Genomic DNA, 26,300 nt, shown 5'->3' with positions numbered 1-26,300 from the left:
CGGAAGCGATCACAGCTCGCTCGCCCTTGTCGCCGTGATCGGCTTCGCGGGCACGAACGCCGCCATCCGCTCCAGCAGCGCATCAAGCGTGGCGGCCACGATCAGCAACTCGCGATGCTGCGCGCGCAGAAACCCGACCGCCGCCATCTTCTCCCAGAACGCGACCATTCCGTCATAATAGCCGAGCGCATTGAGCAACCCGACCGGCTTGGCGTGATAGCCGATCTGCGCCCAGCTCAGCGCCTCCCACAGCTCATCCATCGTTCCCGTCCCGCCGGGCAGCGTCACGAAACCGTCCGCCAGGTCGGTGAACGCCTGCTTGCGCTGGTGCATCGTCTCGACGACGTGCAGCTCGGTCAGCCCGCGATGCGCCACTTCCAGGTCGACCAGCGCCTGTGGGATCACGCCAATCACCTCGCCCCCCGCCGCCAGCGCGCTGTCCGCCACCGCGCCCATCAGCCCGAGCCTGCCGCCGCCATAGACGACGCCGATGCCGCGTTCGGCAAGGATTCGGCCGACGGCCTGCGCCAGCTCTATATAGGCCGGGTCGGCGGGGGTGGCGGAGCCGCAATAGACGGCGAGTCGCCTCACCGCCGCGCTTCCGTTGCCGTCGGCGCGCGCGCATGCGTCAGAAAACGCGCCTCGCACGCGCCGATCGCGCGATAATTGTAGCGTGCGTCGGTCAGGCTCAGCCGATAGTTGGGACCGCCGCGCACCACCGCAGCGTCGGCATCGTCCTGCCCGTCGTCATGCCAAAAGCATACCGGGCAGATCTCGTCGGCCGCGCGCTGCTCCAGCGTCAGGTTTGCGCAGCATGGGCAGGCGATCACCGCCCCTCTTCCAGCATCAGCTTCGCCGTCGCCTTGGCGCTCCCGACTACCCCCGGGATGCCCGCGCCCGGGTGGGTGCCCGCGCCGACGAAATACAGGTTGCCGATCGCGTCGTCGCGGTTGTGAACGCGGAAATAGGCGCTCTGGAGCAGCGTCGGCTCAAGGCTGAAGGCGCTGCCCAGATGCGCATTCAGGTCGCGGCCGAAATCGGGCGGGGCATAGCTGAATTTCGTCGCGATCCGATCGTGGATGCCCGGGATCAGCCGCCGTCCAATCTCGTCGAGGATGCGCTTCTCCAGGATCGGGCCGACCACGCTCCAGTCGACCGGCGCCTTGCCCAGATGCGGCACCGGGGCCAGCGCGTAGAAGGTGGAGCAGCCCGGCGGGGCCATCGACGGGTCGGTGACGGTGGGGTGGTGGAGGTATAGCGAGAAGTCCTCGCTCACCACGCCATGAGTATAGATGTCGTCGAGCAGTCCCTTGTAGCGCGGTCCGAACAGGATCGAATGGTGCGGGATGCCCGGCCACTCGCCCTGTACTCCGAAATGCACGACGAACAGGCTCGGCGAATAGCGCTTGCGCTCCAGCCGCTTGGCGGTCCGCTGCGCCGGGCGGGAGTCGCGCAGCAGCGCCTTGTAGGCGTGCATCACGTCGGCGTTGCAGGCGATCGCGTCCGCCTCGCCGCGCCAGCCGCTCGCGCAGACCACCGCGGTGGCGCGGTCGCCCAGCGTCTCGATCGCCGTCACCGCATCGCCCAGCCGCACGACGCCGCCCAGCCGCTCGAACTGCGCAACCATGCCGGCGACCAGCCGGTTGGTCCCGCCCATCGCGAACCAGACGCCGCCGTCCTTCTCAAGCTTGTGGATCAGCGCATAGATCGCGCTGGTCGTCATCGGATTGCCGCCGACCAGCAGCGTGTGAAACGACAGCGCCTCACGCAGCTTCTCGTTCTGCACATAGCTCGACACGATCGAATAGACCGACCGCCACGCCTGATATTTGACCAGCGCGGGCGCCGCCTTGATCATCGACGCGAAGTCCAGAAACGCGGCGTGGCCCAGCTTTTCATAGCCTTCGTGATAGACGCCCGCCGAATAGCCCAGGAACCGCTGATAGCCGCCGACGTCGGCCGGGTTCAGCCTGGCGATCTCGCGCGTCAGCTGCGCGTCGTCGTTCGAGTAATCGAAATTGGTGCCGTCGGGCCAATTGAGCCGGTAGAAGGGCGACACCGGCACCAGCTCGACATCGGCCGCCATGTCGCGCCCCGACAACGCCCACAGCTCCTGGAGACAGGCGGGATCGGTGATGACGGTCGGCCCGGCATCGAAGACGAACGTGCCGAGTTCGGTTGGACGCTCCCAATAATAGGCGCGCCCGCCCGGCTTGTCGCGGCTTTCGACGATCGTGGTCCGCACGCCCGCGGACTGCAACCGGATCGCGAGCGCCAACCCGCCGAACCCGGCGCCGATCACGATAGCGGTTCGCGGCACAGTCTTCATTGCACACCCTTCACCGCCGCAAGCGCGCGACCCACCGGCACCGGCGGCTTGCCGATGAGGATGCGCGCCTTGTCGCCCAGCGTCGACCGCCCGGCATAGAAGCGCCGCACCACGCCCGGCGACAACCGATAGAACCGTTCGATCACGCGATAACGATCGGGCGGGTCGGCGGCGCGGAACAGCATGGCGTTCAGCATCCGGTAAAAGCGCCGGCCGTGCCATGTCGCGCGCGCATGATCATGCGTCAGCGTGTGCAAGGCCGCGCCCGACAGGTCGCGAGTCCCGGCGATCTTCACCGCCAGGCGCACCGCGTCGGGAAGCGAATAGCCGGTGGCGGGCTGGAACAGCCCGGCGCGCATCCCGGCCTTGGCCACCCCGGCGCCGCCCCCCCGCCAATAGGCCTCGAAATCGCCGCCCAGCGCGATCGGCAGTACGCCCGTCTCCTCGCGTGTCGCCTTGAGCACCTGCCATCCCTGCGCCTCGGCATAATCCTCGATCCGGCGGCGAAGCGTCGGCGCGATCAGCTTGGGCGTGTCGCTGAAATAGGTGTCTTCGGCGAACAGCCGGTCCGCACCGAAGGGCAGCAGGTACATGAAGCGATAGCCGTCGAGCTGCGGCACGCGCGCGTCCATCACGGTCGGCCGCTCGCGCCCGTGCGGCGCCGCCAGCTGCAACGCGCGGCCGAGGAACTTCTGCCAGCCCAGCTCCAGCGTCGACAGGTCGCCGGCGCCGCGCGCGTCGACGACACCGCCCGCCTCGACCCGGTCGCCCGAGTGCAGCGTTACCTCGGTCGCCGATACGGCCAGCACCTTCTCGCCCAGCATCAGCGCCGGTGCGGGCAGCGCCGCCCGGACCGCGGCGTCAAGCGCCTCGCTTTCGATCGAGTAATAAGCCTGCCGCAACGTGCGGGCATGGCCCGGAAAGGCGACGTCATAGCCCGGCCAGGCATGGGTGATGAGCGGCGTCAGCAGCCAGCGGTCGGCATCGGCGATGTCCGTGCCGAAGAACGACCAGACATGATTGCCCCCGACCCGCTCGCTTGCCTCGATCAGCCGCAGGTCCAGCGATGGATGCTTCGCGCGCAGCGCCAGCGCCAGCAACCCGCCCGCCAGCCCGCCGCCGACGATCGCGAGGTCGCACCTGATCGTCGAACTCATGGTGCGCGCCTAGCCGATCGGAGCGGCGGACAACAGCCGCGACGGCAGGGGCGGCGACATGGATTGTCTTCCGCCGGGGCCAAACAAGTTCCGCTGCCGCCTCCAGTGAGCAGGCGCGGTCAGCTGCCGAACACCGCCCGCCACCACGGCCGCCGCGGCGGCGGCGCCGGTGAGGCAATCGCCGGGGCTGCGGTCGCCAAGGCTGCAACCGGCTTGGCCCCGGCGATCGGCGCCGCACCGGTCGGGTGCCCGTCGGGCGGCGCCACCCCCGGCTCGATCCGCGCCAATTCCAGCATCAGACCGGTCAGGTCCTGCCCCAGACTGTCGTGATTGTCGGCGCGATAGGTCGCGCGCAGCGCCCGGCCGAGCGGATACAGCCCGGCGTCCTGACGGTTCTCCAGCTCATCCTCGCCCGGAAACTGCTCATCCGCCACAAACCGACACCCCTGTCGGCACATCCAACGCAAGGCCCGCCCGCTTGGGTCCGCATCGGCTTTGCGGGCACGATTATGCCGCGCCGGTGTGGCGGGTTGGTCACGGTCGCTGGCAAGCCGCTGCCGCAACGGGTAGGGCGGGTGTATGGCCGTCACCCTCGCCATCCTCCTCGCCGCCGGCGCGATGACCGTCATGGTTGGCGGCCGCTACCTGCTCACCAGCGGGGGCTTTGCGTGGGTGACGCGGCTGCGGCATCCCGGACTTTACCGCGGCCTGGATGCGCAGATGTGGCGTGAGATCGGGTGGAGCCTGCTCTCCGCCGCGATCTATGGCGTGCCCGCCGGCGTGGTCGCCTGGGGGTGGGCGGCGCAGGGATGGACACGGATCTATCGCGACGTCTCCCTGTATCCGTCCTGGTATCTGCCGCTGTCGGTGCTGCTCTACATGCTCGCGCACGACGCCTGGTTCTATTGGACGCACCGCTGGATGCACCGGCCGGCGCCGTTCCGGCTGGCGCATGCGGTGCATCATCAAAGCCGTCCGCCGACCGCCTGGGCGGCGATGGCGTTTCATCCGATCGAGGCGGTGACCGGGGCTGTTGCCATTCCGCTACTGGTGTTCGTGATTCCGATCCACGTCGCCGCGCTCGGGCTGGTGCTGCTGGTGATGACGGTTATGGGCGTCACCAACCACATGGGATGGGAGGTTTTCCCCCGGTTCATGTGGCATGGCCCATTGGGGGGCTGGCTGATCACCGCCAGTCATCATCAGCGGCACCACGAGCAATACGGGTGTAACTATGGCCTTTATTTCCGCCACTGGGACAAGCTGTGCGGCACCGACCGCGGCATCGGCGACTTCGCGCGCGCGCATGCTCGTGCTCGCCGGCTTGCCGCTGGCGTGGACCCTGCTGGCGGGGACGGCGCCGGTCTCGCGGCTGGACGTGTCGCTTGACCGGATGCGATCGAGCCGGGGGCTGATCCGCGTCTGCCTGACCGCCGACCCCGCCAATTTCCCGGCCTGCATCGACGATGCCGACGCGGTGACGCTGAGCGTGCCCGCGGCCGATCGTCGCTTCGCCTTTCCGGCGCTGCCGCACGGCGACTATGCGTTGGCGGTGATCCATGACGAGAATGGGAACGGCAAGCTCGACACCTTTGCCGGCATCCCGCGGGAAGGGTTCGGCTTTTCCCGCAACGCGCCGGTTCACTTCGGCCCGCCACGTTTCGCAGCGGCGCAGTTCACCCTGACCGGCGGCAGCGAGGCGCAGCGGATCACGATGCGGTATATCCTTTAGCTCGCAGGCGAGCAGCGCCCGCCGGGTGAGGCTCGGGGATCGGGCGGGCCGGATGGTGAGCCTACCCGTCCCTTTTTGGTCTCTGATGCATTTCTGCCACACCCGCGTGCGTGCGTCGGCAACCCCCGGACCCATTCCCCCCAACCCGCGTTACGAGGCCGAACCAGCTTCATGACGGGGATATCATCTTGCGCCACCTTCTGCTTGCCGGTCTGCCGCTCGCGCTGATCGCCACGCCTGCATTCGCTCAGAGCGCGCCCAGTACCACCCCGCCCGATGCTGCCGGGCTGGCGGAGCAGGCGAGCGGAGACTCGATCACGATCGGCGCGGGCGCGGTCTACCTTCCCGATTACGAGGGCTCGAACGACTACCGCTTCACCCCCGCGCCCGGTGCGATCGGATCGGTCAACGGCTTCAACTTCACGCTGGCGGGCAATCGGCTCTCGGTGGACCTGATCCCGAACCGTCCCGGCCCCGGCTTCGACGTTCAGCTCGGACCGATCGGCGTGGTCAACTTCAACCGCCATAGCATCAAGAGCATCGACGACGTGCGCATCCGCGCGCTGGGCAAGCTCGATACCGCGATCGAGCTTGGCGGCTATGTCGGCGTCGGCAAAACGGGTGTCATCACGTCCGACTATGACCGGCTGAGCTTCTCCGTCTCCTACCGTCACGACGTCGCGGGCGCGCATGACGGTGGCATCTGGCAGCCCTCGATCAATTACCTCACGCCTTTGTCACGCAAGGCGGCGGTCGGGCTGTTCGCCTCCGCCGAGCATGCCGGTGACCGTTACGCACGCTACTATTTCACCGTCAGCGGGCCGCAGGCGGTCGCCTCCGGGCTGCCCGCCTACAGCGCGCGGGGCGGATGGAAGAACTACACGCTGGGTGCGCTCGCCACCGTGTCGTTGACGGGCGATCTGTTTCACGGGCTGAAACTGGTCGGCGGCGGCACCTATGCGCGCCTGCTCAACGATTTCGGCGATAGCCCGGTAACGCGGATCGCGGGCAGCCGCAGCCAGTGGCTGGGCGCGGTCGGGCTGGCCTATACCTTCTAGGCCGGTCGCCGCTGACGGGCCGATGCGCAACAGCCCGCCGATCTGATTGAAACGGCAGGACCATCGGCCGACCGCAGTGCGGTTGCGCCGACACAGCCGTCTGCGCCGGCGGGTTTGACCTGACGCACGTCAATCAGATTTATTTACCCAACCTTGCATCTCTGTCGCATCCTGTCCCGTTACTGCCTCAGTGCCGGATCTCCGCAAAAGGGTGGAGTGACGCGCGCAGGCGTCATGACGCCTTCGTTCGTCCTCATCTCTCCCGCGCAGGCCCGGTTCGCGCCGGCCGACGGCTGAGGAGAGATTACATGGGCGAAGACGTGCAACTGATCGAAGCGTTCGACCGCCGGGTCCAACGCCGCACCGAGCGGCGCGAGATGTTCAAATACGTTCTCGGCGCGGCCGCGGTCGGGGCCGGCGCCTTCGCTTTCGCGTCCTCCGCCGAAGCGCAGACCGTTACCGATGCGGACATCCTGAACTTCGCGCTCAATCTCGAGTATCTCGAGGCGCAGTTCTATTCCTATGCGCTCAACGGCACGGGCATCACCGTGGCGCTGACCGGCACGGGAACCCAGGGTGCGGTGTCGACGACCGGCACGGCACCGCCGCGGGCGGTCGACTTCACCGGTGAGCCGGTGATCCAGCAATATGCCCGAGAGATTGCGGCAGACGAAGCGGCGCACGTCGCTTTCCTCCGCACCGCGCTGGGCAGCGCCGCGGTGGCGCAGCCGGCGATCAACATCTCGGGCGACGCCAACGGCTCGTTCACGGCCGCCGCCCGCGCCGCCGGGATCGCGACCACCACGGGAACGCTGGCGGGAACGCAGAGCGCGACCGGCACCTTCGATCCCTACAGCTCGCCTGATGCGTTTCTCCTCGGCTCGTTCATCTTCGAGGATGTCGGCGTCACGGCCTACAAGGGCGCCTCGCCGCTGATCCAGAGCGCGGTGTTCCTCGACGCCGCGGCGGGCCTGCTGGCCGTCGAGGCGTACCACGCCGCCATCGTCCGCACGGCGCTGTTCGGGCGCGGCGTCGCCACGCCGGCTCTGCGCACCGCCGCCGACAAGATCTCGGATGCGCGCGACGGCGTGGATGGGGCAACCGACCTCGACCAGGGTGTCTCGGCCGTGACGGCGCTGGGTGGCAGCGCGTCGAACATCGTGCCGACAGATACGAACGGGATCGCCTTCAGCCGCAGTGCGGCGCAGGTGCTCAACGTCGTTTATCTGAACAAGGCGGCGGTGACGCTGGGCGGGTTCTTCCCGGCGGGCGTCAACGGCACCATCAAGACCAGCGCGGCCAACTGAGCCGATCTCCTTTCCCGTTTTACCCGAAAGGGAACACCCATGCCGAACGAGCAATCCATTCTCGAAGTCCTCGACGCAGCGGCGAAGCGCCGTCAAGAGCGTCGATCTTTCCTCAAAGTCGCCGGCGCCTCCTCGGCGGCGGCCGGCGGCCTTGCGCTGCTCAGCGCCTGCGGCGGTTCGCAGGGCGGTAGCCTGAGCCAGAGTGGTGGCACCGCCACGCCGACGCCGACCCAGACGCAGTCGACCACCGACATCGACGTGCTCAACTTCGCGTTGAACCTCGAATATCTGGAAGCGCAGTTCTATTCCTACGCCGTCACGGGCGCGGGGCTCAGCGCGTCGCTCCAGACCGGCGCCGGCACGCAGGGCGCCGTCGCCATCGGCACGGGGGCCGGGCAGCCGCGCGCGGTCGATTTCACCGGTGAGACGCTGATCGGGCAATATGCCCGTGAGATCGCGGCGGACGAGATCGCGCACGTCGCATTCCTGCGCAGCGTGCTCGGCACCTTCGCGGTCGCGCAGCCGGCGATAAACATCTCCGGCGACGCGACCGGCGCGTTCACGGCGGCGGCCCGCGCGGCCGGGGTGGTGACGGCGACCGGACTGTTCGACCCTTACTCCTCGCCGGACAACTTCCTGCTCGGCGCGTTCATCTTCGAGGATGTCGGCGTCACGGCGTACAAGGGCGGGGCGCCGTTGCTGACCAACAAGACCTATACCGAAGCCGCTGCGGGCATCCTGGCGGTCGAGGCATATCATGCCGGGCTGATCCGGTCGGTCTTGTACAACCGTGGCCAGACGAACGCGGCGCTGATCACCAATGCGGGCAAGATCTCTGACGCTCGCGACAGCCTGGATGGATCGACCGATCTCGATCAGCCGATCACGACGGGGACGGCGGCGAACAACTATGTCGGCAACGGCAATATCGTTCCGACCGACGCCAATTCGCTGGCGTTCAGCCGGACGCCGTCGCAGGTCCACCACATCGTGTACCTCAACGCGACGGCAGGCGTGTCCTCGGGCGGGTTCTTCCCCGCCGGCACGAACAGCAACTTCCGCGTCGCCAATTAAGACACGGGCGACCCGGACTATCGATCGGAGCCGCGGGCGATACGCCCGCGGCTCTTTTCTTTTGCCCCGGCCCCGCGCGCCTTCTATGCTCGCGCCATCCCCGGGGAGCCGCTGTCTGGCGGCTGAGAGTCGGCCGCGAGCCGAGACCCGCCGAACCTGATCCCGTTAGCGCGGGCGGAGGGAGGGAGCGGCCCGCCACCGCTGCGTCCTCGTTCCGGTACTGGAGCGAGCACGCATGGCCGACTACGAAGCGCCCACTGTCACCACCGGCCCGATCCGCGGCAGCCGCAAGGTCCATGTCGCGACCCCCGGCAACCCCGATGTCCGCGTCGCGATGCGCGAGGTCGTGCTCGACCCCGCCTCGGGCGAGCCGCCGCTACGCGTGTACGACCCCAGCGGCCCGTACACCGATCCCGAGGCGCGCATCGACATCATGGCAGGCCTGTCCCCCGTCCGCCGCCGCTGGATCGAGGCGCGCGGCGATGTCGAGCGCTACGACGCCCGCCAGCTCCGCCCCGAGGACAACGGATGGAAGGCCGGGAGCCAGCTCGGCCCCGACCGCAGCGGCGGGGTGCAGCCCTTCCCCAACGTCGTCCGCCGCCCCCTGCGCGCCAGGCCCGGCGCCAACGTCAGCCAGATGCACTACGCCCGCCGCGGCATCATCACGCCCGAAATGGAGTATGTCGCCACCCGCGAGAATCTCGGCCGCGAGATGGCGCGCAAATACCACCGCGACGGCGAGTCCTTCGGCGCCAGCATTCCCGACTACGTCACGCCCGAGTTCGTCCGCGACGAGGTCGCCCGCGGCCGCGCGATCATCCCCAACAACATCAACCACCCCGAATCCGAGCCGATGGCGATCGGCCGCAACTTCCTGGTCAAGATCAACGCCAACATCGGCAACTCCGCCGTCGCCAGCAACGTGGCGAGCGAGGTCGACAAGCTTGTCTGGGCCACCCGCTGGGGCGCCGATACGGTCATGGACCTGTCGACCGGCCGCAACATCCACGACACCCGCGAATGGATCATCCGCAACTCGCCGGTCCCGATCGGCACCGTCCCGATCTACCAGGCGCTCGAAAAGGTCGGCGGCGTCGCCGAGGAGCTGACCTGGGAGATCTTCCGCGACACGCTGATCGAGCAGGCAGAGCAGGGGGTCGATTACTTCACCATCCACGCCGGCGTCCGCCTGCCCTACGTCCCGCTGACGGCGAAGCGCGTGACGGGGATCGTGTCGCGCGGCGGCTCGATCATGGCCAAATGGTGCCTGTCGCACCACAAGGAGAGCTTCCTCTACGAGCGCTTCGACGAAATCACCGAGATCATGAAGGCGTACGATATCGCCTATTCGCTCGGCGATGGCCTCCGCCCCGGCAGCATCGCCGACGCGAATGACGAGGCGCAGTTCGCCGAACTCTACACGTTGGGCGAGCTGACCCACCGCGCGTGGAAGAGCGACGTCCAGGTGATGATCGAGGGCCCGGGCCATGTGCCGATGCACAAGATCAAGGAGAATATGGACAAGCAGCTGGAGGTCTGCGGCGAGGCGCCCTTCTACACGCTCGGGCCGCTCACCACCGACATCGCGCCCGGCTACGACCACATCACGAGCGGCATCGGCGCGGCGATGATCGGTTGGTACGGCACGGCGATGCTCTGTTACGTCACCCCCAAGGAGCATTTGGGGTTGCCCGACCGCGACGACGTCAAGGTCGGCGTCGTTACCTACAAACTGGCCGCCCACGCCGCGGATTTGGCGAAAGGCCACCCCGCCGCGAAGCTGCGCGACGACGCCCTGTCCCGCGCGAGGTTCGAGTTCCGCTGGCGAGACCAGTTCAACCTCTCCCTCGACCCCGACACCGCCGAGCAATATCACGACCAGACGCTGCCGGCCGAGGGCGCCAAGACCGCCCATTTCTGCTCCATGTGCGGCCCGAAATTCTGCTCGATGAAGATCACGCAGGAAGTTCGGGATTTCGCCGCGAAGCAGAACGCGCCGATGGAGACGTTCGTCGCGGCTGAGGAGGCGGAGGCCGGAATGGCGGGAATGAGCGAGCGGTTTCGGGAGCAGGGTGGGGAGGTGTATCTGCCAGCGGCCTCATAATTTCCGAGTGCAAATCCTGAAAAGTGATTTAGCCTTCTCCTTTCTATAAGGGGAAGGCTATGGCTGGCACGGGCGGTTATCCGCAGTTACCGACTACCGTCTGGCGAGGTGTTTGGAACGCGCTGAACAAAGCGCCATCTCGCAAGCTTGATGAGCGGGTACTCGCTATCGACTTGGGCGTGCAGGAGACGGCCGCCCGTCAATACCTGAAAGAGTTCCGGAAACTTGGCTGATTGACAAGGATGGTCAACCGACGCCGCTTGCTGATCGTTGGCGCCAGGATGGCAACGACGCCGAAGTGATCGCAGGTATTCTGCATGAAGCTTATCCGGAGTCACTGCTGCAGCTTGCACCACCCACTAATCTCGATCGGGACAAGATCACTCGATGGTTTTTAGGCGAGAAGCTGGGCGTGGGCGCAGCGAAGAACAAAGCTGCAACCTACGTCATGCTAGCCCAAGGTATGCCGGAGAATGGAGCCAAGACTAGTTCAAAGCCCGCCACTCCAGCTACGGTCAAACCAGCGAAAACTGCACCGATTGGTAAACGCGCCGCGTCAAGACCAAATCGCCAACAGAAGCGAGTGGAAGAACCTAAGGCGGACAGGCGAACGCCACAGCTAGCTGTGAACGTGCAAATCCACATAGCGGCGGATGCCGGCGCAGAGCAAATTGACGCGATATTCTCGGCCATGCGACGCTACTTCGATGAATCTGAAGCTGATTGAACGCCTGAGAGATATTCAGGCAACGATTAAGAGTGTCGGCTTTGGGGTAGCGCCCCTAGCCCTCCCCGCTCCTAAGGTTTTGCTGTTACCTGCTCCGAACGCCGAGGAGCGGCGGGGCGGCCTGTATGAGGAGCTAGTGACCGAACCTGAGATTGTCGATGTAAGTCGCGACCTCTTCGAATCAGCTTTCTACAATCAGGCTGTGACGGAAGCCTTCAAAGCGGTGGACCTGTTTGTACAAGATAAGGTCAATCGACATGACCTGTCAGGCACGGAATTGATGCAACTAGTCTTCTCGACCGAAAAGCCTATCCTCTCTTAGACGGAGCGAAAGACGCTCTCTGAGCAGAATGAACAAAAGGGATATCAGTTCATTTTCAAAGGGAGCTATATTGGTATCCGCAGCCCTTGCACTCATGCTCGTGATTGGGTGTCCGAGCAGCGGCCAGCGCTTGATTTGATCCTCTTGGCTCAACACCTTTTACGCAAAGCTAAATCTGCGAAGGTGACGAAGCTGAAGGCATAGTGCAACAGGGGGTGAGGTGATACTTTTAGTAATGATATCGACACTGCGCCACCTGCAGTGTCTGCTCCGCCCCGCTCCCCGCGACGCGGTACACCAGCCGGTGCTCGCCGTTGATCCGCCGCGACCACCAGCCTGACAGGTTTCCGCCCAGCGGCTCGGGCTTGCCCGTGCCCTTGAACGCATGCCGCCGGCATTCCTCGATCAGCGTGTGCAGCTTTTCCAGCAGCTTGGGGTCGGTGTCCTGCCAGTGGCGATAGTCCTCCCAGGCCGTCGGCCAGAAGGCGACCTTCACGGCAACGGCACGGCCTGCTCGCCGCCCGCCTCGAACCCGCGCACCGCCTCCAGCAGCCGATCCGCGTTGCGCGGCGATTTGAGCAGGTACAGCGTCTCCTCAATCGACGCCCACTCCTCCTGCGAGATCAGCACGGCGCCGCCGCTGCCGCGCTGGCGGGTGATCGCGATCGGCGCCCGGTCGACATTCACCTTGTCGATCATCGCCTTCAGGTTCTCGCGCGCTTCGGTGTAGCTGACAGTCTGCATAAGCAGCTACTGGACATAAATCTGTCCAGAGTCAACAATGCTCATGTCGGCCGTCAGACCTCCGCACCTACCCCTTCAACGTCACCATCTTCACCGCCTCCCCCTTGGTGCTCGGGTTCGACGCGTTCTGCTTGGGCGGCTTTTCCGCCTTGGGCTTGCGCGCTTCCTTGCTCTTCTTCTGCTGACCCTTGGCCATGACACGATCCGATCGGGCGGGAGGCCCCGCGCGGGCGTACACGCTTCCACCCCCGAAATCGCGTCATTCCGCGCCGCGCGCAAAAACCGCTGTCCTACAGCGCCCCGCCTGTGCCCTACACTCCCCGATGGAGCACGATGACCAGCGCAACCCCGCGCCCGCGTCCACCGACGCCGGCGTTCCCCCCCTTCCGCCGGGCGCCGAAGCCCCGCCGGACTACGACCCCGCCGACTATCGCTGGGTGCCCGTCCGCCGCCGCCCGCGCTATGACGGCTGGGCCGAGGAGAAGCAGCGCCGCTTCATCGAGGTGCTCGCCGACACCGGGCTGGTCAATCGCGCGGCGAAGGCGGTCGGCATGTCGCGCGAGAGCGCCCACCGCCTGGAGCGGTCACCGCACGGCGCCACCTTCGCGCGCGCCTGGGACGCCGCCCGCGCGCATGCCGGCGGGCTGATCTCGAGGACATCGCGTTCGAGCGCGCGATCGAGGGCGTCGAGCACGAGGTGTATAACGACTGTGGCGAGGTGGTCGGAGCGAAGCTGACCTATGACAACCGGCTGCTCCATATCTGCTGCGGCACCTGAACCCCGAACGCTATGGCGGGCCGCGCGACGCGTCCAGCGCTTGCGGGATCGCGCGGCGCCGCTTTAGGAAGGCAGACGCCATGACCGTGACGATCCAGCCCTTCACCGACGTCCTTGCGCCGCACTTCCACACCATTAACGCGGCGTGGATCAGCACGATGTTTGCGCTGGAGCCGCATGACGAGGAGGTGCTGGCGGACCCGCGCGGGTTCATCGTCGACCGCGGCGGCGAGGTGCTGTTCGCGGTCGCACCCGACGGCGGCGTGATCGGCGCGGGCGCGCTGATGCCGACCGCGCCGGGCTGCGTCGAGCTGACCAAGATGGGGGTGCTGGAGGCGGCGCGCGGCACCGGCGCGGGGGGGCTGCTGCTGGCGGCGCTGATCGAGCACGCCCGCGCGATGCCGGGCGTTGACACGCTGTACCTGCTCACCAACCACCGCTGCGCCGCCGCGGTCCATCTGTACGAAAAGGCGGGGTTCCGGCACGATGCCGCGATCATGGCGCGCTTCGGTGGCGACTATGCGCGCTGTGACGTCGCCATGCGCTGTCCGCTGGAGAAGACCGATGCCTGAGCAAACCCCCCGCACCGTCCGCCGCCTCGGCTGGGTGCTCTTGTTCATCGGCCTGTTTCTGGTCGGGCTGATGGGCGCGATCACGTGGAAGATGTATCCGTCGATGAGCCACCCCGGGGTCACCGATGCGAGCGGCACGACCTTCACCGGCACCGCGGCGCAGGCGCATGACGCACTTCAGCTGTTCGCCCTGGTGATCGCGTTCGGGTTCGTGGCGATGGCCAACGGCGTCTGGCAGATTGCGACCGGACGGCGCAATCTGGCCTTCGCAGCGGTGTCGCTGGTGCTCGGCGCGGCGCTGTTCCTGTTCGCGCGCAGCATGGCGGCGGCGTTCTGACCCGCTGCGGCAAGTCCTAGAACAATCCTGGCGTCTCGCGCTGGGCCGTGGTCGGGTCGGCGGGGATCAGCAGCTCGCGCCTGCCGCCGGCCGCCGATTGGCTGGTGGCCTCGCCCGCCGATATGCGGGTGCAGCTCACGCCTTCGAGGAAGTTGAGCGCGGCCCGGGTCGAGCCTTCCTGCGGGTCGCCCAGCGGATGCGCGTAATCGTCCGCCGCCTGACAGCTCGCCTCGACCACGCTCGCCAGCCCGTCGAAATAATTGCCCTGGCGGCTGGCGTTCTGCGTCGCAAAGGCGATCACGCGCAGCCGGTCGTCGCACGCCGCGCGGTCGAGCGCGATCTGGCCGACCGGCTTGCCATAGGTGTTGGTGCCGATCAGCGCGGCATTGGCGTGAAGGTAAGGGATCTGCGCATTGATCGTGAGTTCGCTGGCCGACGCGGTGCCGCCGGTGCCGATGAAGGCGAGCTTCATCGGTGCGATCGATTGGCTCTGCGGCTGAAAATAGCGGGTTGAATTGTTCGCCGCCTTTTCCGGCCGGAAAGTGGTGTAGTCGAGCACGTCCGAGGTGGATCGAGCGGCGCCGAGCAGGTCGCCGATCAGCTCGGAGATCGAGACCAGCCCGCCGCCATTGTACCGCAGGTCGATGACGACGTTGGTCACACCCGCCGCGCGGAACTGCGCAAAGGCGCTGCGCAAGGGCGCCTCGGCGGTGCTGATGAAGGTGCGAAGGTTGAGGTAGCCATAGGGCTTGCCGCCCTCGGTGATGATCCGGGTGCCGTAGCGGCTCGACACCGGCGTCAAGGAATAATCCGCCTTCGTCACGTTGACATCGCGCGAGCCCGCGGCGTCGGTAATACGGAGCAGCCTCGTCGTCCCCGCGGTGCTCGGCCCAAGCGCGTTGGTGACGCCCGCCGTCCCCTCGGCGGCGATGATCGACGACACGGTGCGCAGGTCCGCGGTCGTGGTGCCGATCGCGGTGATCTCCGTGCCGCGGTCGATCCCCGCCGCCAACGCCGGCGCGCCCTCGAACGCCTCGCTGATGAACACGCGCCCCGCTGCCCCGTCGGTGACGACGCGGACACCGAACCCGGCGCTGGCGCCCGAGTTATAATAGGCGTCTTCGGACGCGATCGAGGTCAGATAGGTGAAGTTGCGGTCGCGGCGCTGCGACCGGGCGGTGGCGGTCAGCGCATCGATATAGGACTGGACGTCGGCATAGGGGGTGGGATCGAGGTTGGCGGGCAACGTCTCGGAGAACAGATACCATTGCTGCAGCTGCTGGAACGCCCAGTCCTGCCGGTCGCGCAGCGAGCAGGTGCTCGCCGCGGTCGCGGTGGTCGTGGCCGTGCCGCCGGTCGTGCTCGAACCGGCGGTCGAGCCGCTGCCTCCGCCGCCGCAGCCCGCCAGCGTCGCCGCGATCGCCAGCGCCGATACCCATCGCCTGATCATGGAAGCTTTCCTGTCCACGCAATCACTTAGCGCCGATCTGGGACGTTTCGCCGCCAAAGGCAAGAAGCGTCGCCAGCCATCGCAACCTCCAGCACCCCCGCACGTTTACCGGCGCTGAACCCTTAACCCTAGGAGCACCGACATGGGCCTGTTCACCAAGGACATCGCGACACTGAACGACCTTTACGTCCACACGCTGCAGGACGTGTTCTACGCTGAGAACCAGATCACCAAGGCGCTGCCGACGATGATCGAGAAAGCGACGGACCCGCAGCTCAAGCAGGGTTTCGAAACCCATCTGCGCGAGACCGAAGGACAGATCGAGCGGCTCAAGCGCGTCTTCGCGATCGAGGGGCTGGAGGAGAAGGGCGTGACCTGCCCGGCGATCGACGGCATCATCAAGGAAGCGAACGCGACCGCGGGCGACATCGCCGACAAGGCGGTGCTCGACGCCGCACTGACCGCCAACGCCCAGGCGGTCGAGCATTACGAGATCACCCGCTACGGCACGCTGATCGCCTGGGCGAAACAGCTGGGCCGGACCGCGAGCGCCGAACTGCTCGCCGAAACGCTCGCCGAGGAGAAGGCGACCGACGAAAAGCTGACCGCGATGGCGGAGGCGCGGGTCAATCCGGCAGCGGAACTCGCCGAAGCGTAAGGGCTGGTTCGTCGCCCCGCGGCCTTAATCCCGGGGCGACGGCTACCGAGCCAGCAGCCGCAGCGTCAGCGGGTCCGGCTCGCCGCCAAAGAACCGGTCCAGCACCGCACGAAATGGTGCCGGATCGGTGGCGACCGCGGCAAACAGCGTCGCCGAGGACCGGAGCTTGAGCGCGTCGACCCCGCCCATGATTGCCGTGGCTGTTCCCGGCGCCGCTGCAACCGCCGCCATCGCCTCGCTCAGGCGGGGCCCCAGCACCGGATGCGCGAGATAGGCGCCCGCTTCGTCGGCACCTGCGATCCCGTAATGCTTCGCGGTCGGGCTGAGACCTAGCGTGGCTAGCTGCGGGAATATCCACCACATCCAGTGTCCCGTCTTGCGTCCGCGGCGAAGCTCACCGAGCGCATCGGCGTAACTGCTCGCCTGGGCGGTGATGAAGCGGTCGAGGTTCACTCCTCGCCAAGCGCGGCGCGCGCCTACCGGTTCCCGCGGACCCTACGACGCTCCCCGTCGTTGAGCGGTCAGGGAGAAAGATACATGCTCGAACACGTTCCCGCCTGGCTGGGCCGTGCGCTGGCCAGTGTCCGCGCCGGTGCCGACAAGCTCGTGATCGCCCAGCCCGGCATGGCGGGCGAGGGGCAGCTGTCGCTGACCAGCCCGGCCTTTGCCGACGGTGCACGACTGCCCGAGCGGTTCACCGCCGACGGTGCCAAGAACGGCGGGGGCGTGTCGCCGCCGCTGCTTTGGACAGGCGTGCCCGACGGCGCGACGCTGGCGCTGATCGTCGAGGATCCCGACGCGCCCGCGGTGCAACCGCTGGTTCATTGCATCGTCTGGGGGCTGGATGCCGCGGCGGGCGGGCTAGGCGAGGGTGCGATCACGGCCGAGGGCGAGGCAGGCGATGTCGGGCGCAGTTCCTTGTTCCGTGTCGGCTGGCTGCCACCCGATCCGCCGACCGGGCATGGCGAGCATCGCTATGTCTTTCAGCTTTTCGCGCTGGCCGCCGCCTCGCCTGATCCGAAGGATACGCCCGGCCGATCCGCGCTGGTGGAGGTGATGCGCGACCGGGTGCTGGCGTCTGCGGTCCTGGTGGGCACCTATAGCCGCGGCGAACCGGCGGCAATCGGCCCGGTCGCCGCCGCCGCGCCCGCGTGATGATCAGCCCGCGATGACGCGATCACGGCCATCGGCCTTGGCGGCGTAGAGCAGCTCGTCGGCACGCGCGAGCGCGGCGCCCAGCGTCTCGCCCGGCCGCACCGAGACCACGCCCGCGGAGAGCGTGATCCGCCGCAGCGCCGCGCCGGTCGCCCGGTCGCGAAACTGGCGCGCCGCCAGCGCCTCGCGCGCATCGTTGAGCATGGTGGTGGCGTCGGTCAGCGGCACACCGCCCATCAGCACCGCAAACTCCTCGCCGCCATAGCGGGCGACCAGCTGGCCGGTACAGGCCTGTTCCAGCCCGCGTCCGATCGCGCTCAGCACGCGGTCGCCGACGCCGTGGCCATGCTCGTCGTTGAAGCGCTTGAAATGATCGACGTCGGCGATCGCCAGACAACGCGGCGCCGTCGCATCGACGGGGGCGGCAAAGGCCTCCTCAAAGCTCAGCCGGTTGGCGAGCCCGGTCAGCGGATCACGCCGCGCCTGTGCCTGCGCTTCGCCCAGCTTGGCGCGGAGCGTGTCCGTCTCGGCCGTTGCGCGGGCAAGCCGGACCTCGGCATCGCGGATGCGGGTGACCATTGCGCCGGTGATCCGGGCGATCTCATCGATGCCCGCGATCTGTGGCTGCCGCCCGATCGCCGCCGCGCTCTCCTGCAGGTCACGGCCGAAGCCGCTGGTCTCCTGCCGAATCGAACGCATCAGGTCGGCGAAGCCGTCGACCTGCGCCTGCGTCTCGGCGACCAGCCGCATCGTTTGGTCGTCCGGCGGCGTCGCGACGGTCCGCTGGGTCCGCCGGGGCACGACGCTGCCGCCGAGCTGCTCGATATCGCCGCGGCTCAGCCTCACGCCGTCGTCGGTCAGCCGCGCCACCGCCGACCCGATCGCAGGATCGGTCAGCGCGGCATGGGCGAAGCTGTAATGTGCGGGGCTGGGATCGAGCCCCTGCGCCGCCAGAAACGAGCCGATCTGCGCGAACAGCGCATCCTTCCCGTTGTCCAGCCGCACTGCCGCGCTGCGCATCGCTACCCCGCCAAGCCCCTGTCACCCGCTTAAGCAACAGAGGTTAGCATCGCGTGAAGCGGATCAGCGCCGCGTTCGCAGCGACCTGACAGCCGCCAGTGTCGTGGCGACATGCTCGGCCGGGTTGAGATCGTCGTGGACAAAGGCGATACGACCGTCGCGGCCGATCACATAGCTGGTGCGCCCGCTGACGCTGCGCCCCTGCACCTGCCGCCCGAGCGCCACGTCATAGGCGCGGATGGTCGCGGGGTCGGCGCTGGCGACAGTGAATCGGCCCGCGCACTTCTCCTGGCTGAAGCGCTGCAGAGTCGGCACATCGTCGGCCGACATGCCGATCACCGTCGCACCTGCCGCGCGGAAGTCGTCGACGGCCTCGGCAAAGGCATGCGCCTCCGCGTTGCAGCCGCCGGTGAACGCGGCGGGGAAGAAGTACAGCACCACCGGCCCGCGGCGAAGTTCTTCGCTGAGATGGATCGTGCGTTCGACCCCCGCAGCGGCGCCCTGCGTCGTGAAATCGGGCGCTCTGGCGCCGATCGGCAAGGCGGCGAGCGCGGGCGCGGCGACGAGCGAGCAGGCGGCGAGAAGCAGACGGCGCATGGCGGTGATCTCCGTGACGGGGTGCCGCCACGCTACGCGCATGTGCTAGGCGCGGGCAATGCCCGTGTCCGCTGCCGACCGCCTGCTCGCCGAGCGCCTCGCCGATGTCGCGGGGGAGGCGATCCGTCCCTTCTTCCGCAGCACCTACGCGCAGGAGATAAAGGCCGATCGGTCGCCAGTGACCGAGGCCGACCGCGCCGCCGAGGCCGCGATGCGCCGCCTGCTCGATGCGGAGGCGCCGGGCGACGGCGTGGTGGGGGAGGAATATGGCGAGAAGCCCGGGGTCACCGGCCGTCGCTGGGTACTCGACCCGATCGACGGGACGCGCAGCTTCACCGCGGGCCGCGCGATTTTCGGCACGCTGATCGCGCTGGTGGAGGGCGACTGGCCGGTCATGGGCCTCATCGACCAGCCGGTGCAACGGGAGCGCTGGATCGGCGTCGCAGGACGGCCGACTTTATTCAACGGTGTACCCGCCCGCACCCGCGCCTGCGCTGCGCTGGACGGTGTGCTGCTGGCGACGACCAGCCCGCATCTGTTCCGCGGCGAGGAGGTGGAGGCGTATATGCGCCTCGCGCTGGCGGTCGCTGGCGGCAACCTGCGCCAGGGGCCAGTCTATGGCGGGGACTGCTATAATTACGGCCTGCTCGCGATCGGGACGCTCGACCTGGTGTGCGAGGCTGGACTTCAGCTCTACGACTATGCCGCGCTGGCGCCGGTCGTCGAGGGCGCGGGCGGGCGGTTCTGCGACTGGCAGGGCGATCCCGTCTCGGCGACGGGCAGCGGCCAGGTGCTCGCAATCGGCGACCCGGCCCGGGTGGATGACGTGTTGGCGGCGCTGCACGGTTAGTCCGCTGCGCAGCGCAACAGCGTCAGAAGATGCCCAGGAACCGGTGCCGTTGCTGCCGCCGTTCGCCGGGGGAACGCCGCCCGTTCTCGGCCGTCGCGGTCGTCCCATGGCCGACGTCATCGCGCGGCCGTCCGTGCGTATCGCGCTGCGCTGCCGCCGTCGCGCCCGCCAGTACCGGACCGCACGCGGCCGACTTCGCGTCGCCGACGTCGACGAACGCCAGGATGCCCGCAAGCGGCGTCGCAACCAGCGCCAGGCCCAGACCGGCGCCGGCGCGTTCCAGCAGCTGTGGGCTGATGACGTTGAAGCCCGGCCGCGCGAACACGCCGTTGATCGCGACCGGCGACTGGCCGGAGAAGAGCGAGAAGCGCTTGCCGTCCGCCCGGAACGCGAGGTCGAGCGCCTCCGTCCGGAAGCTGAATCCGCCGCGGCCGAGCATCACATTCTTCTGCGTGTCGATCAGGATCGGGTCCGCCGCGGCGACGCCGTTGCGGACGGTGAAGCCGATCAGGCCACAGTTGATCCGCACCGGTTCCTTCAGCTTCTTCTGGAACATCTTGAAGACAAAGGTGCCGAGATCGAGTTCGGATAGCTGGACGTTGCGCGTCCAGAAGGTGCCGCCGGGCAGGATGAAGGCGATCCGGCCGCTCGCGCTGCTGAGCGATGCATGGATCGTGTCGCCGCGTCCGGCGAGCTGGATGCGGCCCTTGATCGTGCCGCTGGTCCCCGACTCCGCGACGCCATAGCCCGCCAGCAACCGCCCGAGCGGCGTGGGCGACAGGCGGATGTCATAGCTGACCGCGCTGGGCCGCGGCCGCGTGTCGAAGACGAGATCGGACGCGACATGCCCGCGCGCCATGTCGAATGTCAAAGGCGACAGCGTCAGCTTGCCCGCGGTCAGATCGAGCGTCAGGTCGACATTGCTGACCGGCAGGTTGCGCGAGCGCACGGCCGTGACCGTCCAGTGCAGGTCGGCGTCGAACTGCCGCATCGTCTCGACCGGGAAGCGCGCGTCGGGCATGATCCGCTGCGGCGCGGCGCCGGTCGCCGCCGCCGCCGCCACCGCCCCGCGGGTGGCGACGATGTCGGGGTTGTAGCCGATAAGGGGGGCGGCATCGACGATGTCGAGGCTGCGCGTCGTCATCACGCTGTCGAGGTGGAGCCGCGCACCATTGGTGACCGTCAGCCGCCCGGCAAGATCGGTATCGCCCGCGCGGCCGGTGATGTGGGTAAAGCGATACTCCTCCCCATGCTTCACCAGCTGTCCGCGCAAGGCATAGGCCCGGGTTTGAGGCAGCACGACGCCGATGATCTCCAGCAGCTCCGCAATGTTGCGGCCATGCGCCCGCACCTGCAGCGGCACATCCTCCACCTCCGCCAGGCTCGGCAGCGTGCCGTCGACATCGACGACATTGTTCGCCGCCCACAGATGCGCCGCGAGCCTGTTCTCGCCATTGCGCGCGGTCGCATCGGGAGACAGCAGCTGCGCTTCGACCCGGAACGGCGTCGTCCTGAGCGTGCCGCCGCCGTGCAGCCCGACCGCGCGCCCGATCCGCTTGTCGAGCGCGGTGATGTCGTCGACCGCAAGATCGGCAAGAACGCGCAGCTTCGGGTCGCGATAGCGCAGCGTCGTGCCGGTGACGGCCGCGCGGTCGATGCGCGGCAGGTGGAAAGGCTCGCCGCCCTTCTTGTCGCTGAATGTCCAGCTGTTGGTGGTGTGCCCGCCGTTCCATTCCATGTCGAGCGCCGCGCCGCGCAGCTCGATCCAGCGCAGATGCTTCGTTCCGAACAGCAGCGACAGCGGTGCGATCCGCGCCTCGGCATGCGCCGCCTGGAACAGGTTCGGCCGCGTCGTCCAGGCAGGGTTCGAGACCGTCAGGCCGTCGGCCAGGAACTTGATCGTCCACGGCGCGAAATACAGCTGGAAGTCGCCGCGCACCCGCACGTCGCGGTGCAGCATCCTGCCGACCACCGACTGGAACGCCGGTTTGAGGAAGCGCCCCCTGGTGACAAACAGCACCAGCCAGATCACCGCCAGCACCGCAAGGACGGTCAGCGCGATGTTGCGCGCGATACGCCACGGCCGCGTCAGGGCGAAGGGGAGGAGGCGGCGACGCGGCGGCGCCGTGGTCCCGGCGCTGGTCGACGCCTCCTCACGCGAGGTCGTCACATCCATCTCCGCTCAACCGTTGCGCAAGCGATTCGGTTGCAAAGCCGCGGCGATGCCGCTACGGGCCGCCGCTTCACGCAGCGAGGCGTCCACAACGGCCCGGCCATCAGGGCTGCCGCGGCCGTTCCAGTCCCGCTCGAAACGAAAGGACCAAAATGCCCAAGCTCAAGACCAAGAGCGGCGTCAAGAAGCGCTTCAAGCTCACCGCGTCGGGGATGCTGAAGCACGGCGTCGCCGGCAAGCGCCACCGGCTCATCAGCCACAACGGCAAGTACATCCGCCAGAATCGCGGCACCACGGTGCTGTCGAAGGCCGACACCGCGACGGTGAAGGCCTGGGCGCCGTACGGTCTGGGTTGAGGAGCTGAATAGATGGCACGCGTCAAACGGGGTGTAACCACCCGCGCCAAGCACAAGAACATCCTGGAACAGGCCAAGGGCTATCGCGGCCGCCGCAAGAACACGATCCGTGTCGCGCGGCAGGCGGTCGAAAAGGCCGGCCAGTACGCCTATCGCGACCGCAAGGTGAAGAAGCGCACCTTCCGCGGCCTGTGGATCCAGCGCATCAACGCGGGCGTCCGCGCCGCGGGGCTGACCTATTCGCAGTTCATGCACGGGCTGAAGCTGGCGGGCGTCGAGCTCGACCGGAAGGTCTTGGCCGACATCGCGATGCACGAGGAGGCGGCGTTCGGCGCCATCATCGCGCAGGCGAAGGCGGCGCTGCCGCAGCAGCAGGCGGCGGCCTGACTTTCCCTCTCCCATCGGGAGAGGGAGGGGGCGCCGAAGGCGCGGAAGGGTGAGGGCGATCAGGTTCGCCGCTCACCCTCACCTTCCCACTCGCTTCGCGAGCGGGCCCCTTCCTCTCCCAAATGGAGAGGAGTTCAGCCAGGCGTCTGACCTGACCGGCTCGTCACATCCGGCGGACAGGAGCTACCCGCCCACCCCCGCGCGCGCCTGATTGAGCGCGAACAGCCGGGCCAGCACCGCGTCGTCGCTCATGCCGGCGCGCCATTCCTCGCCCCAGCCATAGGCGCCGGCCACTGCCGCATCGAGCGCGGCATGAGCATTGGCGAGCCAGGCCGGGCGCGCGTTGTAGAGATTGGTGAGCGTCCGCCCCTTGAGCAACCGCGCCGCCGCCTCGTCGCGCGGCAGCAGGCGGTCGGGATAGCCCGGCACCACCTCGGCCTTGCGGACGACGAGGTCGGCGGGGTTGAGCCAGTTCTCGCGCAGTTCGTTCAGCCGCGCGGCGGCGGCGGCGATCGCCTGTGCGCGCGGGCCGCCGGCATAGGCGGCGGCGGGGATGTCGGGCGTCAGGCCTTCGGGGAAGGGGAAGGTCTCGAAGGTCGCAGTATGTAGGTATTCGGGATCGTTACCGACACCATGTCTGCCGCCAAACCTGAGCGACCAGAGTTCATGCAGCTTCGAGTGCAGGACACCGGCGAAGGTATCGTCCTCTCTGCGGAACGCGACTAGGCGAGTGTCTGGAACGATTTGCGCCTCAAGCCAGACGAAGAACCGGTGTTTGGACACCCGAGGGGTAGCAAGATACCGAGTCTGCCCTTGCAACGCTGTGAGTAGTCGATTGCGTCGCCTCTGAAGTATCCACCAGCGCGCCGCGCTCTTTGCTTCACCCTTACGGAGCAGTCGTTCGCCTGCCTCCTCGCGGCGAGACTGCGCCTCGGCCCACGCGTCTCGCAGTACAGCAATGGCAGTTCAAATAGAGCAGCGTCATCCAACGCCAGAGTTGATCCGAAATCTATAATCCACCAATCCGCTGGCCGGTCGGTCAGGTCGTCACCGTTGCGCCACGGGCGGACAACCGCGCTATTGCTCTGAAGATTAGGGTTGAGCGGGGCGGCTAGCATCCTGCGTGCAACGGAGGGCGGCACCTCGAAGGGGCCGCCGCTGATTGTTCCTTGGCCCGCAACGTGCAGATTGGTCTGCAATATGTTCGGACGCCTACCATCGCCATCGCTACTTAGGTCCGCTCCGATCCGCGCCACCGATTGCCGGTCGAGAGTGCTGAGGCCAGACCGGTCGCGCCCAAAGCAGATCAGCGAAACGCGGACGTCAGCACCTTCGACAGTCCATTCTTCATCGCTGAGAGCGTAGAATATGCGGCCCTCATCTACGACCGGCTGGAGCACTTTCCGGTTCGTACCACGCCGAATGCTCTGAGTAGAAACTAGTCCGCTGCGCTGTGTCCTTCCCGCCACGATTGCAGCCCACGCCTTGGCGAACCAATAGCATACGAGATCGACGCCGCCCGGCACCTCCGGATAGGTGGCACGCAGCGCGCGCGTATAGTCTTCGCCCAGTTCGGCGATCATCTTCTTGTTGCCGAGGAATGGCGGGTTGCCGATGATGACGTCGGCGGCCGGCCAAGCGGCTCGTCTTGATCCTCCCCCGGAGGGGGAGGGGGACCGCTCGCCGGAGGCGAGTGGTGGAGGGGCGTCCGCCACAAGCCGCTCGCCCGGATCGGCCGCCCCTCCACCATGCTTCGCATGGTCCCCCTCCCCAGCAAGCTGGGGAGGATCAAGCTCACTCAGCACCGCATCCCTGCACTCGATCGTCGTCAGCGGCTTCAGCACCGGGTCGCGCGACGGCTCGAAGCCGTTCTTGCGCATCCACTGGATGTCGCCGATCCACACGCTGGTCCGCGCCAGCTCGGCGGCGAAGGGGTTCAATTCGATGCCCAGCACGTTCGCCGGCCCGACCTCGGGCGTCACCACCGGCACGCCCAGCGCCTCCGCGTCGACATTGACGCGATGCTCGATGTCCTTGAGCAGCTTCAGCGCGACGTAGAGGAAATTGCCCGACCCGCACGCCGGGTCGAGCACGCGGAACGCGCGCAGCTTCGCCATGAAGCCGTCGCGCGCCGCGCGCACCGCCGCCCGCGCCGCCCGCACCCGCGCGGTCGCGGCGCGCACCTCGGCCGCCAGCGCGTCCAGCTCGCGGACCAGCTTGCGGCGCGGCGCGTCGGGGAACAGGTCTGGCTGGCGGCCCCTGGCGAGCGCGCCCTCCAGCTCGCGAACCTCGGCCTTCAGCTCGCCATGCACGCCCGCGCGCTCGCGCAACGCCGCCGCCGTCGTCTCCGCCGCCTCGACCTCGGCGGTGACGCGGTCGCGCAGGCCCACCCACTCCGCCGTCAGCGGCCCGGCGATGGTCGGGTCGACGATCAGCTCGATCTTGGCGCGGTCGGTATAGTGCGCGCCCAGCTGGCTGCGCTTGCCGGGGTCGAGCCCGCGCTCGAACAGCGTGCCCAGGATCGACGGGTCGATCTCCGCCCAATGCTGCTTGCAGGCGTCGTGCAGCAGGTCGAGGTCGACGCGGTTGAGCGGCAGCGCGACGTCGTCGTCGAACAGCCCGCCGTTGAACCAGGCGACGCGCTCCAGCCCCAGCCGCCCGCCGGTGCGCATCAGCCGGAACAGATCGCCCGCCAGCTCGACGAACTCATCGGGGTTGCGGCGGCTTTCGGCGACCAGCCGCTCGAACATCTTGTTCGGCAGCAGCTCGACATCCTCTGCGAACATGCAGAAGGCGCAGCGGACGACGAAATGGGCGACGGCCGTCGCCTCGTGCCCCCGATCGCGCAGCCGCTGCGCCAGGGTCGCGAACTCGCGCGCGACCTGCTCGGTCAGCATCGCGCGGGTCTTGGCGGGGCGGAAGGCGTCGGGATCGATGAACGCCTGTTTCAGCCGCTCGCGCTTGTCGCCGTCGAGCAGATCGTCCAGCGTGAAGAGGTGCACCTCCTCCACCGTGTTGGTGAAATTGGTGTGGACCCGGATCACCGTCATGTCGCTGACGATCAGCAGCGGCGGGTTCTCCAGGCTGCGGGCATAGCGCAGCAGCTGTTGCAGCGCGCGGTCCAGATCCTTGCCGGGTCCCTTATACTCCCACGCGAAGCAATCGCGCCGCCAGACATCGGCCCAGCCCTCTCCGCCGCCGGTCTTGCTCGCGCCCTTCTCGAAGGTGAACCATTCACCCTTCCGGTCCGCCGCCGCCGGGTTGGCTAGGCCGAGCAGCACGCACAGGTCGTTGAAATGGCTCTGCGACCCGCTGCGCTCCTTCAGCTCGGCGCCACGCCATTTGGTCAGGAAATCGTGGGGGGTCACCGCGTCGGCCTCTGCCCTGCCGCCCGGCGCGGGGCAAGCGCGCGT

At 67.8% G+C, this 26,300-nt stretch carries 31 protein-coding genes, 1 pseudogene and 1 riboswitch; of the genes and pseudogenes, 17 read left to right on the top strand and 15 right to left on the bottom strand.

Annotation, left to right across the window (positions count from 1 at the left end; genetic code table 11):
- Positions 1-9: 9 nt before the first annotated feature.
- The 5 genes from ACP2AD_RS15885 to ACP2AD_RS15865 form a co-directional block, all read right to left on the bottom strand.
- A complete protein-coding gene (locus ACP2AD_RS15885; protein ID WP_425231009.1) occupies positions 10-591 on the bottom strand; it encodes a TIGR00730 family Rossman fold protein in 582 nt (193 codons plus the stop codon).
- Positions 588-830, bottom strand: coding sequence for a CPCC family cysteine-rich protein (locus ACP2AD_RS15880; RefSeq protein ID WP_425231008.1), 243 nt, complete (start codon positions 828-830; stop codon positions 588-590). Before ACP2AD_RS15880 ends, ACP2AD_RS15885 begins: the two co-directional genes overlap by 4 nt.
- On the bottom strand, positions 827-2,329 hold the full coding sequence (locus ACP2AD_RS15875; RefSeq protein ID WP_425231007.1) for a phytoene desaturase: 1,503 nt from the start codon (positions 2,327-2,329) through the stop codon (positions 827-829). The genes ACP2AD_RS15880 and ACP2AD_RS15875 overlap by 4 nt, the downstream gene beginning before the upstream one ends.
- Positions 2,326-3,486 (bottom strand): lycopene beta-cyclase CrtY, encoded by a 1,161-nt coding sequence (gene crtY, locus ACP2AD_RS15870; RefSeq protein WP_425231006.1) that lies wholly within the window; start codon positions 3,484-3,486, stop codon positions 2,326-2,328. The genes ACP2AD_RS15875 and crtY overlap by 4 nt, the downstream gene beginning before the upstream one ends.
- A gap of 119 nt (positions 3,487-3,605) precedes the next feature.
- A complete protein-coding gene (locus tag ACP2AD_RS15865; RefSeq protein WP_425231005.1) occupies positions 3,606-3,920 on the bottom strand; it encodes a hypothetical protein in 315 nt (104 codons plus the stop codon).
- Between the two features lie 145 nt (positions 3,921-4,065).
- Here ACP2AD_RS15865 and ACP2AD_RS15860 point away from each other — a divergent pair, with 145 nt between their 5' ends.
- The 9 genes and pseudogenes from ACP2AD_RS15860 (at position 4,066) to ACP2AD_RS15820 (ending at position 12,014) form a co-directional block, all read left to right on the top strand.
- A complete protein-coding gene (locus ACP2AD_RS15860; protein ID WP_425231004.1) occupies positions 4,066-4,875 on the top strand; it encodes a sterol desaturase family protein in 810 nt (269 codons plus the stop codon).
- Positions 4,793-5,218 (top strand): DUF2141 domain-containing protein, encoded by a 426-nt coding sequence (locus ACP2AD_RS15855; protein ID WP_425231003.1) that lies wholly within the window; start codon positions 4,793-4,795, stop codon positions 5,216-5,218. Before ACP2AD_RS15860 ends, ACP2AD_RS15855 begins: the two co-directional genes overlap by 83 nt.
- Before the next feature lie 182 nt (positions 5,219-5,400).
- Positions 5,401-6,276: a MipA/OmpV family protein gene (locus ACP2AD_RS15850; RefSeq protein WP_425231191.1), complete on the top strand. Its 876-nt coding sequence runs from the start codon at positions 5,401-5,403 to the stop codon at positions 6,274-6,276.
- Between the two features lie 308 nt (positions 6,277-6,584).
- The gene (locus ACP2AD_RS15845; RefSeq protein WP_425231002.1) at positions 6,585-7,583 is read left to right on the top strand and encodes a ferritin-like domain-containing protein; all 999 of its coding nucleotides are present in this window, start codon (positions 6,585-6,587) and stop codon (positions 7,581-7,583) included.
- Positions 7,584-7,622: 39 nt separating this feature from the next.
- Positions 7,623-8,657 carry a ferritin-like domain-containing protein gene (locus tag ACP2AD_RS15840; protein ID WP_425231001.1) on the top strand — a complete coding sequence of 345 codons (1,035 nt, stop codon included), beginning with the start codon at positions 7,623-7,625 and terminating at the stop codon, positions 8,655-8,657.
- Positions 8,658-8,754: 97 nt separating this feature from the next.
- Positions 8,755-8,844: riboswitch (TPP riboswitch) on the top strand.
- A gap of 48 nt (positions 8,845-8,892) precedes the next feature.
- Complete coding sequence (gene thiC / locus ACP2AD_RS15835; RefSeq protein ID WP_425231000.1) at positions 8,893-10,761, top strand: phosphomethylpyrimidine synthase ThiC; 1,869 nt, start codon at positions 8,893-8,895, stop codon at positions 10,759-10,761.
- A gap of 59 nt (positions 10,762-10,820) precedes the next feature.
- Positions 10,821-10,994, top strand: coding sequence for a hypothetical protein (locus ACP2AD_RS15830; RefSeq protein WP_425230999.1), 174 nt, complete (start codon positions 10,821-10,823; stop codon positions 10,992-10,994).
- A 65-nt stretch (positions 10,995-11,059) separates the two neighbouring features.
- The gene (locus ACP2AD_RS15825) at positions 11,060-11,488 is read left to right on the top strand and encodes a hypothetical protein (protein ID WP_425230998.1); all 429 of its coding nucleotides are present in this window, start codon (positions 11,060-11,062) and stop codon (positions 11,486-11,488) included.
- Positions 11,415-12,014: pseudogene (locus ACP2AD_RS15820) on the top strand (TIGR02391 family protein). Before ACP2AD_RS15825 ends, ACP2AD_RS15820 begins: the two are co-directional and overlap by 74 nt.
- A 25-nt stretch (positions 12,015-12,039) precedes the next feature.
- Here ACP2AD_RS15820 and ACP2AD_RS15815 read toward each other — a convergent pair.
- From ACP2AD_RS15815 to ACP2AD_RS15805, 3 genes are all read right to left on the bottom strand, one after another.
- The gene (locus tag ACP2AD_RS15815; RefSeq protein WP_425230997.1) at positions 12,040-12,306 is read right to left on the bottom strand and encodes a Txe/YoeB family addiction module toxin; all 267 of its coding nucleotides are present in this window, start codon (positions 12,304-12,306) and stop codon (positions 12,040-12,042) included.
- On the bottom strand, positions 12,303-12,554 hold the full coding sequence (locus tag ACP2AD_RS15810) for a type II toxin-antitoxin system Phd/YefM family antitoxin (protein ID WP_425230996.1): 252 nt from the start codon (positions 12,552-12,554) through the stop codon (positions 12,303-12,305). Before ACP2AD_RS15810 ends, ACP2AD_RS15815 begins: the two co-directional genes overlap by 4 nt.
- A 67-nt stretch (positions 12,555-12,621) precedes the next feature.
- Entirely contained in the window at positions 12,622-12,750 is a 129-nt protein-coding gene (locus ACP2AD_RS15805; RefSeq protein WP_425230995.1) for a hypothetical protein, read from the bottom strand.
- Positions 12,751-12,877: 127 nt separating this feature from the next.
- Between ACP2AD_RS15805 and ACP2AD_RS15800 the strand changes: the two genes are divergently transcribed.
- The 3 genes from ACP2AD_RS15800 to ACP2AD_RS15790 are packed head-to-tail and all read left to right on the top strand — an operon-like array spanning position 12,878 to position 14,241.
- Positions 12,878-13,291, top strand: coding sequence for a hypothetical protein (locus tag ACP2AD_RS15800; RefSeq protein WP_425230994.1), 414 nt, complete (start codon positions 12,878-12,880; stop codon positions 13,289-13,291).
- 25 nt (positions 13,292-13,316) lie between these two features.
- Positions 13,317-13,904 (top strand): GNAT family N-acetyltransferase, encoded by a 588-nt coding sequence (locus ACP2AD_RS15795; protein WP_425231190.1) that lies wholly within the window; start codon positions 13,317-13,319, stop codon positions 13,902-13,904.
- Positions 13,897-14,241 (top strand): hypothetical protein, encoded by a 345-nt coding sequence (locus tag ACP2AD_RS15790; RefSeq protein WP_425230993.1) that lies wholly within the window; start codon positions 13,897-13,899, stop codon positions 14,239-14,241. The genes ACP2AD_RS15795 and ACP2AD_RS15790 overlap by 8 nt, the downstream gene beginning before the upstream one ends.
- Before the next feature lie 16 nt (positions 14,242-14,257).
- Here the strand turns inward: ACP2AD_RS15790 and ACP2AD_RS15785 are convergent, their stop codons facing one another.
- Positions 14,258-15,691: a S41 family peptidase gene (locus ACP2AD_RS15785; RefSeq protein WP_425230992.1), complete on the bottom strand. Its 1,434-nt coding sequence runs from the start codon at positions 15,689-15,691 to the stop codon at positions 14,258-14,260.
- Positions 15,692-15,833: 142 nt separating this feature from the next.
- On the opposite strand from ACP2AD_RS15785, the gene ACP2AD_RS15780 reads away from it, so the two are divergent.
- Positions 15,834-16,349: a ferritin-like domain-containing protein gene (locus tag ACP2AD_RS15780; RefSeq protein WP_425230991.1), complete on the top strand. Its 516-nt coding sequence runs from the start codon at positions 15,834-15,836 to the stop codon at positions 16,347-16,349.
- A 42-nt stretch (positions 16,350-16,391) separates the two neighbouring features.
- Here the strand turns inward: ACP2AD_RS15780 and ACP2AD_RS15775 are convergent, their stop codons facing one another.
- Complete coding sequence (locus tag ACP2AD_RS15775) at positions 16,392-16,802, bottom strand: DUF1810 domain-containing protein (protein ID WP_425230990.1); 411 nt, start codon at positions 16,800-16,802, stop codon at positions 16,392-16,394.
- 84 nt (positions 16,803-16,886) lie between these two features.
- Between ACP2AD_RS15775 and ACP2AD_RS15770 the strand changes: the two genes are divergently transcribed.
- Positions 16,887-17,504, top strand: a complete 618-nt coding sequence (locus ACP2AD_RS15770; RefSeq protein WP_425230989.1) for a YbhB/YbcL family Raf kinase inhibitor-like protein — start codon at positions 16,887-16,889, stop codon at positions 17,502-17,504.
- A 3-nt stretch (positions 17,505-17,507) separates the two neighbouring features.
- On the opposite strand, the gene ACP2AD_RS15765 is transcribed toward ACP2AD_RS15770, so the two are convergent.
- Together ACP2AD_RS15765 and ACP2AD_RS15760 are read right to left on the bottom strand one after the other, a co-directional pair.
- On the bottom strand, positions 17,508-18,524 hold the full coding sequence (locus tag ACP2AD_RS15765) for a diguanylate cyclase (RefSeq protein WP_425230988.1): 1,017 nt from the start codon (positions 18,522-18,524) through the stop codon (positions 17,508-17,510).
- Positions 18,525-18,587: 63 nt separating this feature from the next.
- Positions 18,588-19,121: a peroxiredoxin gene (locus tag ACP2AD_RS15760; RefSeq protein WP_425230987.1), complete on the bottom strand. Its 534-nt coding sequence runs from the start codon at positions 19,119-19,121 to the stop codon at positions 18,588-18,590.
- Between the two features lie 58 nt (positions 19,122-19,179).
- Between ACP2AD_RS15760 and ACP2AD_RS15755 the strand changes: the two genes are divergently transcribed.
- On the top strand, positions 19,180-19,971 hold the full coding sequence (locus tag ACP2AD_RS15755) for an inositol monophosphatase family protein (RefSeq protein WP_425230986.1): 792 nt from the start codon (positions 19,180-19,182) through the stop codon (positions 19,969-19,971).
- A 22-nt stretch (positions 19,972-19,993) separates the two neighbouring features.
- Here the strand turns inward: ACP2AD_RS15755 and ACP2AD_RS15750 are convergent, their stop codons facing one another.
- Positions 19,994-22,147 (bottom strand): AsmA family protein, encoded by a 2,154-nt coding sequence (locus ACP2AD_RS15750; RefSeq protein ID WP_425230985.1) that lies wholly within the window; start codon positions 22,145-22,147, stop codon positions 19,994-19,996.
- A gap of 149 nt (positions 22,148-22,296) precedes the next feature.
- Here ACP2AD_RS15750 and rpmI point away from each other — a divergent pair, with 149 nt between their 5' ends.
- Both rpmI and rplT read left to right on the top strand, forming a co-directional pair.
- Positions 22,297-22,500 (top strand): 50S ribosomal protein L35, encoded by a 204-nt coding sequence (gene rpmI / locus ACP2AD_RS15745; RefSeq protein WP_425230984.1) that lies wholly within the window; start codon positions 22,297-22,299, stop codon positions 22,498-22,500.
- Between the two features lie 12 nt (positions 22,501-22,512).
- Positions 22,513-22,887: a 50S ribosomal protein L20 gene (rplT, locus tag ACP2AD_RS15740; RefSeq protein WP_425230983.1), complete on the top strand. Its 375-nt coding sequence runs from the start codon at positions 22,513-22,515 to the stop codon at positions 22,885-22,887.
- Positions 22,888-23,070: 183 nt separating this feature from the next.
- On the opposite strand, the gene ACP2AD_RS15735 is transcribed toward rplT, so the two are convergent.
- The gene (locus ACP2AD_RS15735) at positions 23,071-23,670 is read right to left on the bottom strand and encodes a hypothetical protein (protein ID WP_425230982.1); all 600 of its coding nucleotides are present in this window, start codon (positions 23,668-23,670) and stop codon (positions 23,071-23,073) included.
- Positions 23,610-26,255, bottom strand: a complete 2,646-nt coding sequence (locus tag ACP2AD_RS15730; protein ID WP_425230981.1) for a DNA methyltransferase — start codon at positions 26,253-26,255, stop codon at positions 23,610-23,612. Before ACP2AD_RS15730 ends, ACP2AD_RS15735 begins: the two co-directional genes overlap by 61 nt.
- Between the last annotated feature and the right edge of the window lie 45 nt (positions 26,256-26,300).

The sequence above is a fragment of the Sphingomonas sp. genome (assembly GCF_965248875.1).
GTDB lineage: Bacteria > Pseudomonadota > Alphaproteobacteria > Sphingomonadales > Sphingomonadaceae > Sphingomonas.
This window is presented reverse-complemented; position numbering and strand designations above follow the sequence as displayed.